The sequence below is a fragment of the Nostoc sp. UCD121 genome (assembly GCF_014222285.1).
Lineage (GTDB): Bacteria > Cyanobacteriota > Cyanobacteriia > Cyanobacteriales > Nostocaceae > Nostoc.
Window position 1 is genome coordinate 1 of record NZ_JACKZS010000178.1, and the last position, 15968, is coordinate 15968.

14 protein-coding genes and 1 pseudogene are annotated in these 15968 nt (G+C 39.4%); 8 read left to right on the forward strand and 7 right to left on the reverse strand.

Annotated features, from left to right (window positions below):
- The coding region (locus GNF10_RS27620) for a WD40 repeat domain-containing protein (RefSeq protein WP_185607284.1) at nucleotides 1-711 on the forward strand (711 nt) is incomplete at its 5' end.
- A gap of 323 nt (nucleotides 712-1034) precedes the next feature.
- On the opposite strand, the gene GNF10_RS27625 is transcribed toward GNF10_RS27620, so the two are convergent.
- The 3 genes from GNF10_RS27625 to GNF10_RS27635 form a co-directional block, all read right to left on the reverse strand.
- Entirely contained in the window at nucleotides 1035-2279 is a 1245-nt protein-coding gene (locus GNF10_RS27625) for a pentapeptide repeat-containing protein (RefSeq protein WP_185584953.1), read from the reverse strand.
- Nucleotides 2280-2307: 28 nt separating this feature from the next.
- On the reverse strand, nucleotides 2308-3657 hold the full coding sequence (locus tag GNF10_RS27630) for a serine protease (RefSeq protein ID WP_185607285.1): 1350 nt from the start codon (nucleotides 3655-3657) through the stop codon (nucleotides 2308-2310).
- Nucleotides 3658-3877: 220 nt separating this feature from the next.
- Nucleotides 3878-4414, reverse strand: coding sequence for a COP23 domain-containing protein (locus tag GNF10_RS27635; RefSeq protein ID WP_185586268.1), 537 nt, complete (start codon nucleotides 4412-4414; stop codon nucleotides 3878-3880).
- 392 nt (nucleotides 4415-4806) lie between these two features.
- Here GNF10_RS27635 and GNF10_RS27640 point away from each other — a divergent pair, with 392 nt between their 5' ends.
- Together GNF10_RS27640 and GNF10_RS27645 are read left to right on the forward strand one after the other, a co-directional pair.
- Complete coding sequence (locus GNF10_RS27640) at nucleotides 4807-5655, forward strand: VWA domain-containing protein (RefSeq protein WP_221643556.1); 849 nt, start codon at nucleotides 4807-4809, stop codon at nucleotides 5653-5655.
- Nucleotides 5656-5696: 41 nt separating this feature from the next.
- Complete coding sequence (locus GNF10_RS27645; RefSeq protein ID WP_185586266.1) at nucleotides 5697-8915, forward strand: tubulin-like doman-containing protein; 3219 nt, start codon at nucleotides 5697-5699, stop codon at nucleotides 8913-8915.
- A 321-nt stretch (nucleotides 8916-9236) separates the two neighbouring features.
- Here GNF10_RS27645 and GNF10_RS27650 read toward each other — a convergent pair whose 3' ends face one another.
- The 3 genes from GNF10_RS27650 to GNF10_RS27660 are packed head-to-tail and all read right to left on the reverse strand — an operon-like array spanning nucleotide 9237 to nucleotide 11612.
- Nucleotides 9237-10178 carry a ParB/RepB/Spo0J family partition protein gene (locus tag GNF10_RS27650; protein ID WP_185586265.1) on the reverse strand — a complete coding sequence of 314 codons (942 nt, stop codon included), beginning with the start codon at nucleotides 10176-10178 and terminating at the stop codon, nucleotides 9237-9239.
- On the reverse strand, nucleotides 10178-10930 hold the full coding sequence (locus GNF10_RS27655) for a ParA family protein (protein ID WP_185586264.1): 753 nt from the start codon (nucleotides 10928-10930) through the stop codon (nucleotides 10178-10180). The genes GNF10_RS27650 and GNF10_RS27655 overlap by 1 nt, the downstream gene beginning before the upstream one ends.
- 40 nt (nucleotides 10931-10970) lie before the next feature.
- Entirely contained in the window at nucleotides 10971-11612 is a 642-nt protein-coding gene (locus GNF10_RS27660; RefSeq protein WP_185586263.1) for a hypothetical protein, read from the reverse strand.
- Nucleotides 11613-11806: 194 nt separating this feature from the next.
- On the opposite strand from GNF10_RS27660, the gene GNF10_RS27665 reads away from it, so the two are divergent.
- From GNF10_RS27665 to GNF10_RS27685, 5 genes are all read left to right on the forward strand, one after another.
- Entirely contained in the window at nucleotides 11807-12217 is a 411-nt protein-coding gene (locus GNF10_RS27665; protein ID WP_185586262.1) for a hypothetical protein, read from the forward strand.
- A gap of 6 nt (nucleotides 12218-12223) precedes the next feature.
- Nucleotides 12224-13090, forward strand: a complete 867-nt coding sequence (locus GNF10_RS27670; RefSeq protein ID WP_185586261.1) for a hypothetical protein — start codon at nucleotides 12224-12226, stop codon at nucleotides 13088-13090.
- A gap of 14 nt (nucleotides 13091-13104) precedes the next feature.
- Complete coding sequence (locus GNF10_RS27675; RefSeq protein WP_185592402.1) at nucleotides 13105-13257, forward strand: hypothetical protein; 153 nt, start codon at nucleotides 13105-13107, stop codon at nucleotides 13255-13257.
- 126 nt (nucleotides 13258-13383) lie between these two features.
- On the forward strand, nucleotides 13384-14403 hold the full coding sequence (locus tag GNF10_RS27680; protein WP_185586260.1) for a tyrosine-type recombinase/integrase: 1020 nt from the start codon (nucleotides 13384-13386) through the stop codon (nucleotides 14401-14403).
- Nucleotides 14404-14704: 301 nt separating this feature from the next.
- A complete protein-coding gene (locus tag GNF10_RS27685) occupies nucleotides 14705-15460 on the forward strand; it encodes a hypothetical protein (protein ID WP_185586259.1) in 756 nt (251 codons plus the stop codon).
- A 17-nt stretch (nucleotides 15461-15477) separates the two neighbouring features.
- Here the strand turns inward: GNF10_RS27685 and GNF10_RS27690 are convergent.
- Nucleotides 15478-15968: pseudogene (locus GNF10_RS27690) on the reverse strand (hypothetical protein); the annotation flags it as partial.

The following is a 15968-nucleotide window of genomic DNA, read 5'->3' on the forward strand; positions in this document are numbered from 1 at the left end:
GTCAGTGGGGGTGAGGATAAAGCTATCAAACTATGGAACCTAAAAACCGGACAATTCCTTCAAGACCTGCCTGGACATCAAGGTGCAGTAACATCAGTTGCCATTAGTCCAGATGGTCAAACTCTTGTCAGTGGGGGTGAGGATAAAGCTATCAAACTATGGAACCTAAAAACCGGACAATTCCTTCAAGACCTGCCTGGACAATCAAGCTCAGTCACTGCTGTTGCTATAAGTTCTGATGGACAGGCTGTTGTGAGTGGCAGTAGGAATGGGACAATTAACTTATGGAACTTGCAGACTCGGCAAAAGATCCCCACAGAAAAGCGTTCTGCTGCTTTAGCAGTCTATATTGCTATCAATCCAGATAACAAAACTTTTGTCAGTAGCGGTTGTAACCAAGAAATTGATATACGGGATTTGCAAACTGCGAGAAATGTTGATCCTTTGATTGATCCAAATGGTAGTAATGTTTGTACTGTTGCTATTAGTGCAGATGGACAAACTCTGGCTAGTGGCTCCGTAGATGGTCAAATTAAGCTCTGGGATCTGAAAACAAAGACAGTGCTTTCCACTCTATCAGGGCATTCAGATGCTATTTCATCTTTAAAGTTCAGTGCTGATGGACATACTCTCGTGAGTGTTAGTCAGGATAAGACACTCAAAATTTGGCGCGTTCCTATACCTTCAAAACCGTGGTATTGCTTTCCCTGAATTAAGCTAATGTTCACAGTTGCGTTAATTGACAGTTTAAGGGATTGAGCCAAGATATGTATCTCGGCTCAATCCCTTAAATCTCTCTTGATAGGGAGTTTTAACAGGAAAAACGAAGATCAATTTGAACACTTTTACTGAAGTTTTAGATGCTTTTAGAAGGGCTATGTCTTATAGATTTTTGATTGGTTGACCCTAAATCGTGACCTGTTTGCTTCTTATAAAGCCAGTTCGGGTTTTGATGGGCAAACTCTTACTAGCGTTAGTGAGGATAATACAATTAAAATTTTGCCGTTACTGCAAAAAAATTGATTTATAACTAATTAGTAACGAACTTTTCCATCGGGCATTATAGCCCCTTGAAGATTAGCGCCCTGGAGATTGGCATCTTGAAGATTAGCACCTTCCAGATTAGCTCTTTGCAGGTTAGCACCTTGCAGGTTAGCACCTTCTAGATTGGCTCCTCTTAAATCTGCCTTCCTCAAATCTGCATAGACTAAGTTAGCAGCACTAAAATTAGTATTTCTTAGATCCGCCCCGGACAGTCTAGTAGCAGCTAGAACAGCACCTAATAAATCAGCGCCAGAAAGCCTAGCTGTATTTAAATTACACCATACACATTGTTTAGTTTCTAGTAAAACTTTTAGTGATGCGGGATTTCCATATTCAGGTGTAATGCCGTAATTTAGAGTGTTTATTGTCCGTGGAAGAACTTCCGGTAGTTTTTGCTCTAAGCTTGGAACAGGAGAGCGTGGGAGAAAAGTTATCGGCTGTTGTATAGTAGGTGTTTCTTCTTGTGCAATAGTTGAGGGAGTTAATGTCAAGCCTACTTTAGGAGTTTCATTAAAAATACTTTTAATTAAAACGCCTATTTTTACTGCCGGCTTAAATTTATTATTTCCCGTGTGAATTGCTACTAAAAGTCCACTCTCATCAAATATTGGACTTCCACTGATTCCGTGAGTATCCTCATCTGACTCATATAAATATGAAAAATTAGCACCGTCAACAGGTCTATCAAATTGTCCAATAAATTCTCCTTTTTTGAATTGATATTTAGGTAAAGATATGCCATTTGAAGATTTCCAAGCAGAAGTATAAACTATTGTTGTATTATTATTAAGTTGTTGATGATCGGGTGTTTTAGCAAATTGCTGAGCAACATCACTGTTAAATTTTAATACCGCTGCATCCAGTCCTGATATTTGCTTCACACTAATGGGTATGATAGGATATGTACCATTAGCAGTAACGACCTTAAAGTTCTTATTCTTGATGTCATTTTGGTTGCATACAGCCTTAGTTCTATCTCGTTTTTTCGTAGGACACAGAACGTGCCATGCTGTAAGGACATAGTAAGTACTATTTTGTTTGCCGACAATTACTCCAGAGCCACGTAAATATGGCTTATCAGGATTTAGAGGATCTGGAATCGTTAAATAAACAGTTACATTTTTGGCAGTATTATATAATTTACCTTTAGTTTCTTGAGCTATTGCTATGTGAGTTTGTGGAAATATGACTATTGTGGCAGTAAGTAAACCAAGAAGCTTGTAATGAAAATTCATAATTTGATTTTTTGTATCTTGTTTCTCATCATTTTTGTTGATTTTTTTGAGGTTGTGTGATTTCTCTTTCGTTGGGAGTTTTGCTATCGTTTGGTTTGGTAATTATTTCTAAATTAGACAGTTTAATAGCTTTTTTAAGTGAATTATGGATATACTGAGTCCATTCTGGAAATCCTAATTTTTTACCTTTTTCGCTATTAATAATTCTTTTTAGTTGATTATTATTATAAATTGCAAACAGGGCTAAAGATTCTTCAATAGTGTTTATCTTCTCAGTATGATCCAACCCATTAAAATTAGATGTAATGTTAATATTTTTTTGCGTATTGGATTGTGAATTCCCTGTTGGCAAAGAGCTTTCTTCGTCTAATTTTATGACTTTTTCTAGTAATAAAACTAATTTTTGTATTTTCTCCGGAAAATTGCTTTTTTTACCTTCAGGACTATTAACTATTGTCCTGATTTCTTCTGCATTTAACTCAACTAAATTTGATAAAGCAATATAAACATCTGTTACCTGCTGAGAAGTAACTGCTTGCTCTATAATTAGTTTCTTGCTTGGTTGAGTAGGCTTAGGTTGAGCATTAAATGGAGAGTTAGGTAGGCTAGTAGCTGGATTATTCTCACTATAAATTTGGACAGTGAGTTGATTTATTGAAGAATTACTATTAGAATTAGCTTTGCTGGGGAGAGACACGTTACTATTTGGCTTTTGGCTTATGAATTGAGAGTTGGCATTTGTCAACGCTCCAATAGGTATCGCCCAGCTATATAATGGATAAGGATGATTGCTACGTAAAGATTTATGTCTTCCGTTAATACCTACGATACTACCTTGACTATTAACAACAGGACCTCCACTCATACCTTTCTCTATTTCATTAGTGTATCCTATACGATAGCCCCTACCTATTCCATCATAATCAAGTAAATCTTTATCTAAAACAACCCCAATATTTCCTGCTTTAAATACAAACCCATTGTCTACAGATGGATTTGCTTCTAGTGGATAACCAGCAACAAAAACAGGTACGTTTTTGGTTAATAATTTTGTATTTTCTAAACAAGCAATTACATAATTATCTTTGCTCGCAAATTGAAGTTCTGCCAAATCATTATTACCAAAATTAACTGTATTTAATAACTGGCCTGGATACTTTTGTTTATTATTAGCAGTTTGAATTTCGTATTTTCTTGCTTTAGCGACAATATGTTTATTAGTTATAACTTTGTAGAGTCCGTTGTTTTTACTAATTAAAATCCCAGAACCCCAAGTTTGTCTATCTGTCAATACCTTGACGGTTACAGAGCGTGCAAGGTTACGTAACTGCTGTTCTGATTTTGGCTGAGGAGGACAACTCTCGTTAGTGGATGTCATACTATCTTCGTTTTGTCCTGACGATTGCACTAGAGAGATCACTATTAAAGTAGAAAAAAAGGTAGTTAACACGTATTTGTATGCATTGATTAAATTGTTCTTTTTTAGAATAGACATATCCGCAAACTAACATCGAAGCCTTATGAATCAAGAATCAAAACTTTATTTACGGATAAGTCTAACGGCAAAACTTAGTTGGGAATCATCGTTAATTAATAAACTACCTGCCAAGTTTTGTTAGCATTTCTCGCAGATTAATATACTTTTTACCATTAATCTTGCTTATATGGACGATAGCTCCGCTATTTTCCACAGTTGTACCAGCCTGGTCAAAAGCAGATAGTAATTCATCAATTGCCTCTGTGGGCGCAACTCCCTGCTTAATTGTGTACAGTAATCCTTCGCACGGCCCATCATTTTTACTTGTAACACATACCACATTATATCCACGCATCTTGCCAGTAGTAAAATAACCTAATTTACCTTGTTTATTATATGTATTTAGTCTTTCAGTTACTTTCATACAGCGTTTTTCTGATGTCCAATCATTACCAAAAAAATTTGTCTTCCAATAAATAAATGGGGATGTAGCTGAACCAGTTTTAACCATTGTTGCAGGAAATCCCTTTTGTGTAGTTAGACTACAAGAAAATGAATTCTTCTGAGTTTGAGCCTGACCATAGCTACTGATAGTTAATGTTGCAACAAGACTCAGGACTGCGGCAGTTAACAAGCTAGCAAATAACTTAAAATTCATACTTTTAAACATTTTACAGCTAATATACACCACTATGATATGGTATAAAATTATCGCTCGTCAACGTAATCACGGAGTTTTTAGTTAAGTAAATGTATTTAATTTACAAGTAACGACAGTTGCCGACTGTCGTATAAAACTATACAATGTGCAGTAATTTATTGTTACAGTACATCAGCTTGTTCAATTTGTCACTAATTTATGAAAATCAAACTGTACTAAATACAACTGTAATACTCTGCTTATGTCCTATTTTTACTCTTATCCTAGCTATTTACCTTTTAAAATGTTACTTAGTTGAATAATATAGTACCTACAAAAATATTACCGGAGTTTCAGTGAATAATTCTCGTAGGGGCCTATGGTTGTATCCGTTGTTCCAAATTCCAGCCATGTTTCTAGGAGCTTTTTTAGTAACAGCTTTGCTGTTCGGACTTTTGGGGTTAGGAAGACCTAACGTAGCAGTGGCGATAACCTTGGATTTAAGTGGTAGTACTTACTCCAATAGTCCGCAACTGTTCAATGCCCCAAACACAGTAATGGCTCAAGAAATTGCAGCGGTACAATCCTATCTAGAGCAAAACTCCCAGATGCTCAAAATTCCTAACCGCATTCAAATTTTTGGTTTTGCTGGCGAAGTTCTTCCTCTTACAAGTTCCTTTAAAACCGACAAAAAGCAGTTAGAGGCAGAGTTAAAACAAGTGATGCAAAACCCTCAACTGCCTTTTCAAGTTGGGGAAGGCACTAACATCAATCAAGCCATCCAAAAAGGAACGGCTGCCCTTAGTAGCTTTCAGGATAGCTGTCGCGAGTTACTGTTAGTTACGGATGGTCAAGCTGATATTTCCCCGTTAGTTGTTGTTCAAGCAGCAACTCAAAGAGTCAAAATCAATGCCATTGTAGTAGGGGGAGATATTCCAGCCTTAAAACTAGCCGCCTTCAGCACCAAGGGAATTTACCTGAACGGTAAACAGAATAATTTGAAAGAGCTATTTATTGATAAATTATTTACCAGCTTTAACAGTAATCTAAAATGGATTATCTTCTGGCTTGCTGCTGCCTGGATTTCCTTCATGTGGATGTTAAGTTTGCCTCTAGATCGATGGATTTTTCAGAAGCTGGGAAATTTACCACCTAATATTTCTGGTCAGTTAGCTCTGGGGAACGCCTTTTTTTGGAGTGTTATTACCCCCATAATTGTTTGGAAATTATTTTATTTTTCCTTTAGTTTATCTTGTTAATTTTCAAAAATTAAATCTAATTGTTAATAGGAGAAGCTGTTATGCCAGTTGCAGAAAAAACTATGGTTCCTACTGTATTAGTAGGTGTGGGTGGTACTGGAAATGAAGTGCTATCTAGAGTACGCAGATTAGTTGAAGAAACCTACGGTAATTTAAAGAATTTTCCCCTACTTAGTTTTTTGATAATAGATACAGATAGAGAATACAAGGTTACTAATCCAGGAGCATCTGGTTCACCTTTTGAAGACTATGAAAAATATTGGGCTAGTGTCAAAGGTAGCGACGTTCAAAAAATTATTTCAGAGATGGATAACTATCCCTGGATTGAGAGTTGGTTTCCATCAGAATTAGAGCGAAATATTGGGGCAATTGAAGCTGGAGCAGGACAAATCCGTGCTTACGGTAGGTTTGCTTTTTTTTGCAACTATCACAGGATTCAGAGAAAATTTTATGATATTTGCAATTATGTCAAAGGGCATGAAGAATTCATGCAGAATAAGCATGGGGTTCAAGTTGATACGAATGCTTTTAATGTCTTTATAGTCGGGTCTTTATCCGGTGGTACTGGCAGTGGAATGCTGCTCGATATAGGTTATTGCATTCGTCATTGGTTGCGGGGACAGGGTACTTCAACAGTAAACGCGATTGTACCGATGCCAAATGCCTTTGCGAGTATAGATGTGGGAGATCGTGTCCTCGCTAATGGTTATGCAGCACTAATGGAGTTGAGTTATTTTTCTGACCATAGAACTGAATATGTTACTCAATTTAGTAGTCAGTTAACTGATGAAATTCGCAGTAAATCTGCTCCATTTGACTTCACTTACCTTGTAGGTACAAAAAACGGCGAGAGTGACTTTAATTTGGATCAAATGCGGGAGATGATGGCACAAAATATCTTCTTGGATTTGACATCTGATTTTGCTCCTCATAAACGTTCAATTCGAGACAATATTAAAGGAGCTTGGGCGCAAGCAGATCCAGGTGGTCGAAGCTATCCTAAAAACTTTATGAGTTTTGGTCTCTCAACCATCGAAATTCCGATTGCCCAAATTCGCACTTCTCTATCCCAACGACTAGCATCTGATTTTGTGAGTTGGTGGCTGAATGAATCCGTATCACTGCCACCTGATATGACAAAGCTGGTGGAAACCGATATTCTCAAAGGAATGCGACTAACAGCGGCAGAACTTTTATCAGATTTATCATCTGGTGGAGAACGTTCATTAACAGCTGAAGTATCCGCATGGGTTAACAGTATCCGCAACGAAACAACTACCGATAATAAACTAAAATGTACTTATGAATATCTAAATCTCATAGGACCTGAACGCGGGAAAATTCTTAAATTTTTGGACTATCTCCAACCAAAGGTAAATGAATATCGTGATAACCACTTCCGTGAATTGAGTCCAGATACGCGATCTCATGGTGACTTCTTTATAAAGATGTACGATAACCAAAAGCGAATTATTCAATGGGGTCGAAAAGCTTTAGAAGAAGAATTTTATCGTATTATCGAAGACCGCAACCGAGGTCTAAAATTTGCAGATGCATTTATTACAGCAGTAAGTCAGACGTTGACAACGGCTGAGACAAATTTTCGGCGAGAAGTTGAAAAAGTCTGGCAACCTAATGAAACCAATCGACAGCAACAGTACGAAAATGCATTACAAGATATTTCACAATTCAAGGATAAGTTTGCTTTAACTAAGCAAGATGATATGGAGAAGCGTTGCGATTTAGCTTTGATCGGATTGGAGGGTAGCTTAGTTGCGATGATTCAACGCAAGGCCAGAGCTTTGGGGTGGGAATTGATAGCAAGACTACAAGAACATCTCGATGAATTGAATCGTCGTCTGGCTCGTTTAAATCAAAAGCTGCGGCAATCTCGTGATTACTTCCAGCAAAAAGCTAATCAACAAGCAGATAGTGCTGACGCTTTAATTATTAACGGAATTAAGCTTTATGACCGACAAGAACTCAATCAGCTATATCAAGACATGATAGAGCAGCTTGCAGGGGCTTCTGCTGGTAGTAAAACTCGCTATGAATTGGGAATGGATGGAGTTTGCAGTAATGTTTCTCAGCAGGTTTTATTGGATGCGAGTCCGCTTTGGAAACGAGAGCGTAATGCTGATGAGGTAATGCGACTTTTTGATGTACAAAATCTAGCTGATGTGCAAGATAATGACTTCAAAGATATCATTGCTGACAAAACTCAAGCGGTTGTAGTAAATGCACCTGAAAATAGCCGTTTGAAGCGGGAACTCACAGCGTGCGATCGCCTATTCAAAGTTTTCAACAACGAAGAAACAGAGATTCGCAATCGAATAGGAATTGCTTATAATAAATCGAAACCGTTAATTCTACTTTCTGATGCTGTGCTTAAAGGTCAAGATGCAGGTTTTGACCCAAAGATAAATTATACAGCCGCTATAGTTGGTGGACGTAATAGTAGTGACCCTGCCGCTATCAAACTGATACCAATGCTGCGAGAACGTGTTGGTAATAATGATTCTATTACGCCTTTGGGGAACGCAGAATGTCACCGGATTGTTTTTGTACAAGAAATTGGGGGTTTTTCTCTGCGTTGTGTTGTAGGAATGCTAAATTTGCAGGAATCTTATCAAGATTGGAAAGGTCAATCTATTGAAGCGAAACGCGCACAACTTAGAGGTGAAAGTAAAGATTCCCCCATCCCAGTTCATATTCAAAAAGAACCTCCTTTTTGGGATGTGTTCCCAGAAAAACCAGAAATTTTTAAGCTTATTGTGGAAGCACGAGCTTTAAAAGTGCTGCAACTAGACCAAAATCGCCAAGCTAAAGAAAATGTCATCCGTTATACCCGCAAAACAGTGACTGGAGCAGAGAATGTGGATATTGCTTCTAGTTGGGAAGAAGCAGTACAAGTGCTGCAAATTAAAGCGTGCCGTTTTGATAAAGAAGAGATTCAGCGTCAGGTAACGGCAGAACTGAGTAAGGCTGACACCAGTGAGAAAAAACAGACGTTGTTCCAACATCTGCTCCATTATCTGAAACTGCGGGAATTCGATCTAGAACAGGAGGGAGGAAAGGATAGTAATAATTACAAGCGTGAGAATAAAATTATTCAGGATTTGATTACAAAATACATGCCTGATTCAGAATCAAATGAGGTTCAAAGTAGTGATAAATCTGCTGTTTTTTGCACCCAATGCGGTCAAAATAACCCAGCTAACTCAAACTTCTGTTCCAACTGTGGACATAAATTGATTTAATATCGGTTAACCGATAATATTGCCGTTTTAAGGTGCTTACTGAGCAAAGCATTAAACTAAGCGAGACTCTCACGAGTCCCGCTCGTCTTCAAAACCGGACGTGACACTTTCGCATCATCCGGCTCCTCAATGACTTGGCTCTTGTTATGAGTACCTCTGTGCTTATTGGTCAACTGAAAAATTGCCAATTCCTTATCCTTCACCTTTTTGGTTCCAGCGTGACCCGATATTTTTATCGGAAGCCTTGCTACGAAAAGGTTACAAAAATAAAATTGCTTTATGACCTGAAAATCACCGAAAAACCATTCGTAAGACTTAGGTTTACTTCTGCTTGGATTCGTCAAGCAACTTTTCTAAGTCACTCAATAGCCTCTCCAACTTCTTGCGTTTTTTATCGTCTTTCCACAACTGAGCTTGTTGTAAACGCTTGCCTATTTCTGCATAGCGGTTGCTCAAGGCTTTTTCTGGTGTCGCTTCTGGCGTTGTCTCTGATGATTGCAGTTGCTTTATTAATTCCTTAATTTGAGTTAACGACAGATTTTGAGCAATTGCTGAGGAGAGTACATCAGCACGCTTTTGCTCGTCTTTGACTCGTGCTATTGTTCGTGCCTTGGTAAATTCCAGCTGACCTTGGCGCAATACGAATAGTACATCTGACGGTAAAGAGAGCAACGGCAAACGGCTTGTACGAAAGCTTTCTGCATTAAATCTACCAATGCCTGCCAAGGTAATTTCAATATCTTCAAGTTGACGGGAAACGTTTCCCGTCAACTCCAAATCACGTTTTTTAGCATTGGCAGCAACGTTTAGAATCGATTTGACATCCTCAGTGCTGACATCCAGATTTATCGCCAGCAGTTCTAGTATCGCTTCCACTTCTTCTACTGGGTTGAGGTCTTCGCGCTGCAAGTTTTCAAGTAACGCGATTTGCAGAGCTTGCCGATCGCTCAGTTCTTTACTGACAATTGGGACTTCAGCTAATCCAGCCTCCTTCCCTGCCCTCAGTCGCCTTTCTCCAGCAATTAATTCATATTCTCCATTGCCGAGCGGACGGACTAACAAGGGTTCTAAAATCCCGTGTTCGCGTACCGATTGCACAAGCTGTGACATTTTTTCGGGGTCAAACCAACGGCGTGGTTGTTTTTTGGCAACTCGAATTTTGTGGATGGAAACAGTAGTAGCAGCAGCAGATGCCTCCACATCCATAGTTAATAAATCTTCAACGCCACGCATCTTAGGGACTTCCAGGCGTTTTTTTGTCATTACAGCTTCTCCATGCCTTGGGCAATCTTTTTTAAAACTGTAATTGCTGGATGTTTTGGAGCATAAACTGCTAGAGGTTGACGACTCATTGCAGCATCAGCAAATGCAGTGGCGCGAGGAATCGCGGGATATACCTTAGCTAGGGAGGATAACTGTTGTTCTAAAGCTTCCAGGATTAGTTTATCTTGATTGGCATTGCTGTAAAGTGTAGGAACTATGCCTGCAATCGCCAGCTTAGGATTAACGTGTTTTCGCACCTGTTTAATTGTATCGAGTAGCAATTCCGTGCCTTTGAAAGCTTTGAAGTGAGTTTGGATCGGAATTAAAACATGGGTTCCTGCTGTCAAAGCTAAAATGCTCAACACTCCCAAGGATGGCGGACAGTCGATGAGGATAAAATCATATTGATTGCGTATAGGTTCTAAAGCTTGCTTTAGACGAATTTCCCTCGCCATGACGCTAGCTAGTTGTAGTTCCACTGCACTTAGTGAAATATTGGCTGGTAATAAATCCATGCCATGCAAATCGCGTTGAATTGGTAATGGCGTTTCTTCATTGAGAATGACATTACCAACAATTTGTTCAAGTTCGTGTGGTTCTAGACCCATAAAAGTTGTGAGACTTCCTTGTGGGTCCATGTCGATGAGAAGCGTTTTATGTTTCTTCAGGTGTAGTTGGTAGCCGAGGTTCATGGTGAGGCTCGTTTTCATGACTCCACCGGCTTGGTTGAATACTGCGATGACTTTAGTCACGGGTGTCAGGTAAGCTTGTTATTCTGTTTTACAGCATAGTTTAGGTTGAATAAATCAAATTGGGAAACTTCTGTGACAAATTTTGTCCAAAATAGTACTGACACCAAAACTCAGCAACTTCCAGCAGCATAGTCACGGATTCGGGAATCAAACCTGTGCCATATTGAGGCTTATAGCCTTCTATGAATTCTCTAGCTAATCTATAAGCATAGTAGGGAAAATCCTGCTCAACAAAACAGCGTATAGCATACTCTAGTTTGAGCAGTTCACCGCTCTTGACAAAACGTACAGTAGTCCAAGAGACATTACGGTAATCGTCTCCTTGCAACTCATCGATTTGTCTCAACAGCTTACATAGGAATTGTTTCCCATCAGGAGTGGGGGTTTCCAGGTAACGCTCCATCTGAGTAATGGCATCAGCAATCAGAGTTTTGTTCTGCTCCCATTCTTCAGGACTCTTATGACTGGCACAGTCAGCATCGTTTATTTGCTGCTGAACCAGTTTTGACATGTAAAGAGCAAATTGCTCTGCGGCAACTTCATCTTGACAAAGGCTTTTGATGCTAGTCAATCGTGTGATAGGTAGCGCCAACCTAAAATTTTCAGTACGAAGTTGTTTAGCTGTTTCAACCAATTTTTTTATTTTGGTAGCGTATGCTGACTGATGGCTTTTCTGTTTCATGGGGGTTTAGCAGTTTGCTGGATCTTGGCAGACTATTTTTTGTATAGACTGGAAACTAGACTAAACTTTTAGACTGAGGTATTGCTGCCCTTCTTTAGTACAGGACGCAAAGAATGAGCGTTTCATCTCATAAATCTACCCCATAAAGTGTCAATTAGCTCCGACTCAACTCAAGTTACTATCGAAGAGAAACAATGAATATTGAGCAGACTGTCTTAGAAGTTTCAGGAGTAGAAATCACCAAGGCTATCTTGGTAGATTTACAAAAACTCTCCTCTTACTCTGGAGAACCAATGGCAGCAGTCTATGCAGACAACCTACTACGTACTATGCGGTTCATGCGTGATAAATTACCTTTTGACCCCTATACAGAAGTGGTAATGGCGCTCCATGATGCACTTGCATTTCAAAACCGATGGATTGACTATAATGCCAGTCAGTACAAAGGCGTTTATGACTTACTTACATCCCTAGTCAATCAAGAAAAAATCAACAATTTATCAGTTGAAGACTCTATTTTAACTCTAGAAAACTTAGGCTTTGATACCCTACCTTTCGGGGTAAGCATTGACAATAGTTTAGATACAGATTCAGACGAGTCATAACACAGAATGGAAGATGAATCTGTGACTCAACATTTTTTAGACACTTCAGTTCTCCGTTCTCTGTTATTAAGTACGCAAGCTTATAAACAGTATTTTCAATCTCAATTTACTGATCAACCGCTTTATATCTCTAACTATGTTCAGATGGAGATGAAGCGCAGTTATTTGATTAATCTTATTTCCTTTTACTTTGTGCTGCGCCTAGAAACTATCAACAATATTGGAGATGCGATTGCTCTGTGGAGCAATAGATTTAAGACTAGCGAACTCAAAGCGATTTTACAGCTTATTCCCCAACTTTTTAGCACGCATCAACTCAACTTTAGCAGTCCTGAAGATAAAGAAACAGCCCTTTCTGTTTTAGCAATTTATATCAAACGTTTTGAACTTCTACTCAGAAAAAAATTTAACAACACGAATACTGATTCTACCGCCTGCGCCCGCGCCATTGTCCCACTTACCCTTGATTTGAAAAATCCAGCAGTTGGATTAAAGCAGTTTGCTGATGAATTTGGAGATGTAGAGACTTGTCGGAGCAAATGTCAAATAGACCAGTTTCTTTTAGTACAGTACCGTGACGAAATTGAGCAACTAGTCGAACAAGCTGACCAACTACCCAAAAACTCAAATACTAGGGGATTTATCAATATTGCCAAGAATCTAAAAGAAATATTGACACAAGGAGCAGCAGCCTGTAACTGTAAGCGCTGTGAAAAGATTGGAGATGCTGTCATTGCTCTAAATGCACCCCGGAGTATGCAACTGTCACATACTGACAATTCTTTTGATTATTTATGCCCCCCGATTAATCAACCTCATTACAAACATCCTTCAGAAAATCAGATAGTTACTAACATTAATCGTCAAACCTAGTTGATTCAATTCTTATGAAGACCAGCACACCAAGAGTTCCACTTAGTTTTGCTTTTAGTGGTGAGGTACGTTATGCGGGGGGCGATCGCCATTCGCGATCAAATCAGTTTCTCGATATCAATTTTGATATCAAAACAGGAAATTACAGACAAAGCATTACTAAATGACACCTGCTTACTTCCGCAAGAAGTATTTTGCGACTCACGGATTGTAAACATTCATGCACCCCCCTGTGACTGTATGATATTCGTTATTGGAAACCTACATTATCAATAACGAGTCAGTGAGCATTTATGCTTAATCAGCCAGGTTGGGGGGAAATCGTCAAGGTAGAATTGGAGGCGTGTTTAGATGCACCGATCGCCAGATATTTTGACGCGCAGCTTGACCAAGATCCAGATGTGTTGGCGCAGCTGTTGGCAGATAAACGCAACCCCAATACTCGACGGGCTTATGAAAAGGATTTGAGGGATTTCTTTCTGAAGATGACTCTTGTACCGCCGACTGGTGATAGCGTGCTGGAGTTTTTGCACTTGCAGCGAGAGCAGGCAGTGATGGTGGTGCTGAAGTACAAGGCGATGTTGATTAAATCTGGGTTGCGGGAGGCGACAATTAATCGGCGGTTGGCTGCGATTAAGTCGCTGGCGAAGATGGGGCGCAAGTTGGGAGTGTGCAACTATTCGCTGGAAGATGTGTCGGGGGAGAAGGTTAAGGCGTACCGGGATACGCGGGGTGTTGATAGCAAAGCGATCTCTGTTGTGATTCAGCAATTTGATAGAGAAACGTTGATTGGTAAACGCAACTATGCAATTTTTCTGGTGTTGTGGGGTTTAGCGTTGCGTCGGCAGGAGATATGTCATCTTAATGTGGGTGACTTTGATTTTTATGGGCGCAAGTTGAGAGTTTTGGGGAAGGGTAAGGGAACGAATGAAGAATATTTGGATATGTCCAAAGATGTGGCGGCGGCTCTTGCTGATTGGTTGATTGCTAGGGGGGATTTGAATGTTAGTTTACCAATTTTTACGGCGTTAGATTTTCAGAATTTCGGGCATAGATTGACTACGGATGCCATCTATAAAATAGTGGCTACTGCTTTTAAAGCGGTGGGAGTGAAGAAACCCATGTCACCGCACAGGGTCAGGCATTCGGCGATTACGGCGGCGCTCGATGCCACTGATGGGAATATCAGAAAGGTGCAGAAGTTGAGCCGTCATGCTGACCCCAGAACGTTGATGATTTATGACGATAACAGGAATAAAGACTTGTGGGAGATGTCGGAATTATTGACGGGAATGTTGAAGGATTCGGAGTGAGAAAAATTAATAAGCTGCAAACTACAGCATTGTACGTTTGATTTACTGATACACGTTAACGAGCGGAGTTTTTAATAACCCAAAGTAATGGAATTGGATCGAGCCATTCAATAAACCTCTACCTGTTTTAGAATCAGGAAATGCCTTGAGTGAATCCAAACCTTGAAGTTTTAAAACTTGAATTCTGAGAATTTTGCACAACTATTTATAAAAATCATCTCCCATCGTCATGTTAGAAAATGTTACTGCATGGGAACCCTAAAATGCAAAGCCATGAGGCTATTGATGGGATGTGGGTGCAATGAACATTACTAGCAATTCTAGGGTTATAGGGCGGCTTTTGCAGGAAATATCGTGGGTTGGTAGTACGGTTAAAGAATATCGAAATGGTGGACGAGGGTTTGAAGATGTTCTCACTGCTGAAGTATTTCTTGCATTAGACTTTCTTCCCCGTCAATCTTTTTGGGGTGCTGTAGTTGAAGCATCACTAGGTGCAACAAAAGTGCGTAGTCTACTTCAGCAAGAAATTGAACAAGCTGATTTTACTCTTTATCCTGGCAGTTTTTTTCTAACACCAAGTGGTAGAGCGTATCAAAAAGAACTTGCGGTACAGCCCGATGGAGTAATCAAAACACCAAGTTGTTTTGGGTTGATTGAAGCAAAACGTATTAAACCAAGTTCATTTCAGCCAGAGCAACTCGCGCGTGAGTTTGTTCTGGTAATGAAAGAGGCGTTAAATCAAAACCAAGAGCCAATATTATGGCTGATTCTGGGTGAAGAACCACCTGTATCAGTTCAAGGACATGGGCGGTTAAATCCTATAGATGCGATTGAACTTCATCTTGAATCTGTTTTAAACCGTACTGAGAACCACAATTTTGAAAAATCATTACTTTTAGAACAGGTTGATGAAGTAGTTTGTTGGACTACTTGGCAGACTATTGCAGAAGTAGTTAAAAAGCAAGTTGGCGACATTACTATTACTGAACCATCAGCTAGAGGTTGCGTACAGAGGCTTGCAAATTCAGTCGTACAATCGATTACTTGGCACTCGTAAGCAAACAGAATTCTTGGTCAATTCCGCTTGAATTCCATTTGAGCGAAGTGGTCTTGCAGCAGTTTGTGGATGAAGCGGTAGCGACCACCAACGCGCTGGAGGAATAATCGCTCGGTGCTGTAGTCGAGGAAACGGGCGTAATTCCAGGGGATGTAACCGTTGCGGTAGAGGATGAGGCGTAGGGTGAAGTGTTTAATGACTGGTGTTCCACTTCTAGGTATGCCTAGCAATAATCCTAAAAATAATCCAGACACTAAGCTAGAAATTAAAGCTTCATTTAAACTATTATTTTGTATAATTCCTAGAATCAAAAAGATTAATATTGTGGAAGGTAAAAACACGAAGACTGATAAATTGACTGTATTTTTAGCAGATTGCCAAATACCTTGGTTAGAAATAATTTTATTTTCTATTTCTAAACCATGAAATCCAAAAATCAGCCCTAAAATCAGCCCTAAAATCAGCCCAGAAATCAGCCCAAAAATCAGCCCTCCACTCAGCCCTCCAC

Coding starts and splice junctions, on each gene's coding strand:
- GNF10_RS27640 (WP_221643556.1), top strand. CDS start 4,807: ATGTTTCTAGGAGCTTTTTTAGTAACAGCTTTGCTGTTCGGACTTTTG.
- GNF10_RS27625 (WP_185584953.1), bottom strand. CDS start 2,279: ATGAATTTTCATTACAAGCTTCTTGGTTTACTTACTGCCACAATAGTC.
- GNF10_RS27630 (WP_185607285.1), bottom strand. CDS start 3,657: ATGACATCCACTAACGAGAGTTGTCCTCCTCAGCCAAAATCAGAACAG.
- GNF10_RS27645 (WP_185586266.1), top strand. CDS start 5,697: ATGCCAGTTGCAGAAAAAACTATGGTTCCTACTGTATTAGTAGGTGTG.
- GNF10_RS27660 (WP_185586263.1), bottom strand. CDS start 11,612: ATGAAACAGAAAAGCCATCAGTCAGCATACGCTACCAAAATAAAAAAA.
- GNF10_RS27680 (WP_185586260.1), top strand. CDS start 13,384: ATGCTTAATCAGCCAGGTTGGGGGGAAATCGTCAAGGTAGAATTGGAG.
- GNF10_RS27670 (WP_185586261.1), top strand. CDS start 12,224: ATGGAAGATGAATCTGTGACTCAACATTTTTTAGACACTTCAGTTCTC.
- GNF10_RS27685 (WP_185586259.1), top strand. CDS start 14,705: ATGAACATTACTAGCAATTCTAGGGTTATAGGGCGGCTTTTGCAGGAA.
- GNF10_RS27650 (WP_185586265.1), bottom strand. CDS start 10,178: ATGACAAAAAAACGCCTGGAAGTCCCTAAGATGCGTGGCGTTGAAGAT.
- GNF10_RS27635 (WP_185586268.1), bottom strand. CDS start 4,414: ATGAATTTTAAGTTATTTGCTAGCTTGTTAACTGCCGCAGTCCTGAGT.
- GNF10_RS27675 (WP_185592402.1), top strand. CDS start 13,105: ATGAAGACCAGCACACCAAGAGTTCCACTTAGTTTTGCTTTTAGTGGT.
- GNF10_RS27665 (WP_185586262.1), top strand. CDS start 11,807: ATGAATATTGAGCAGACTGTCTTAGAAGTTTCAGGAGTAGAAATCACC.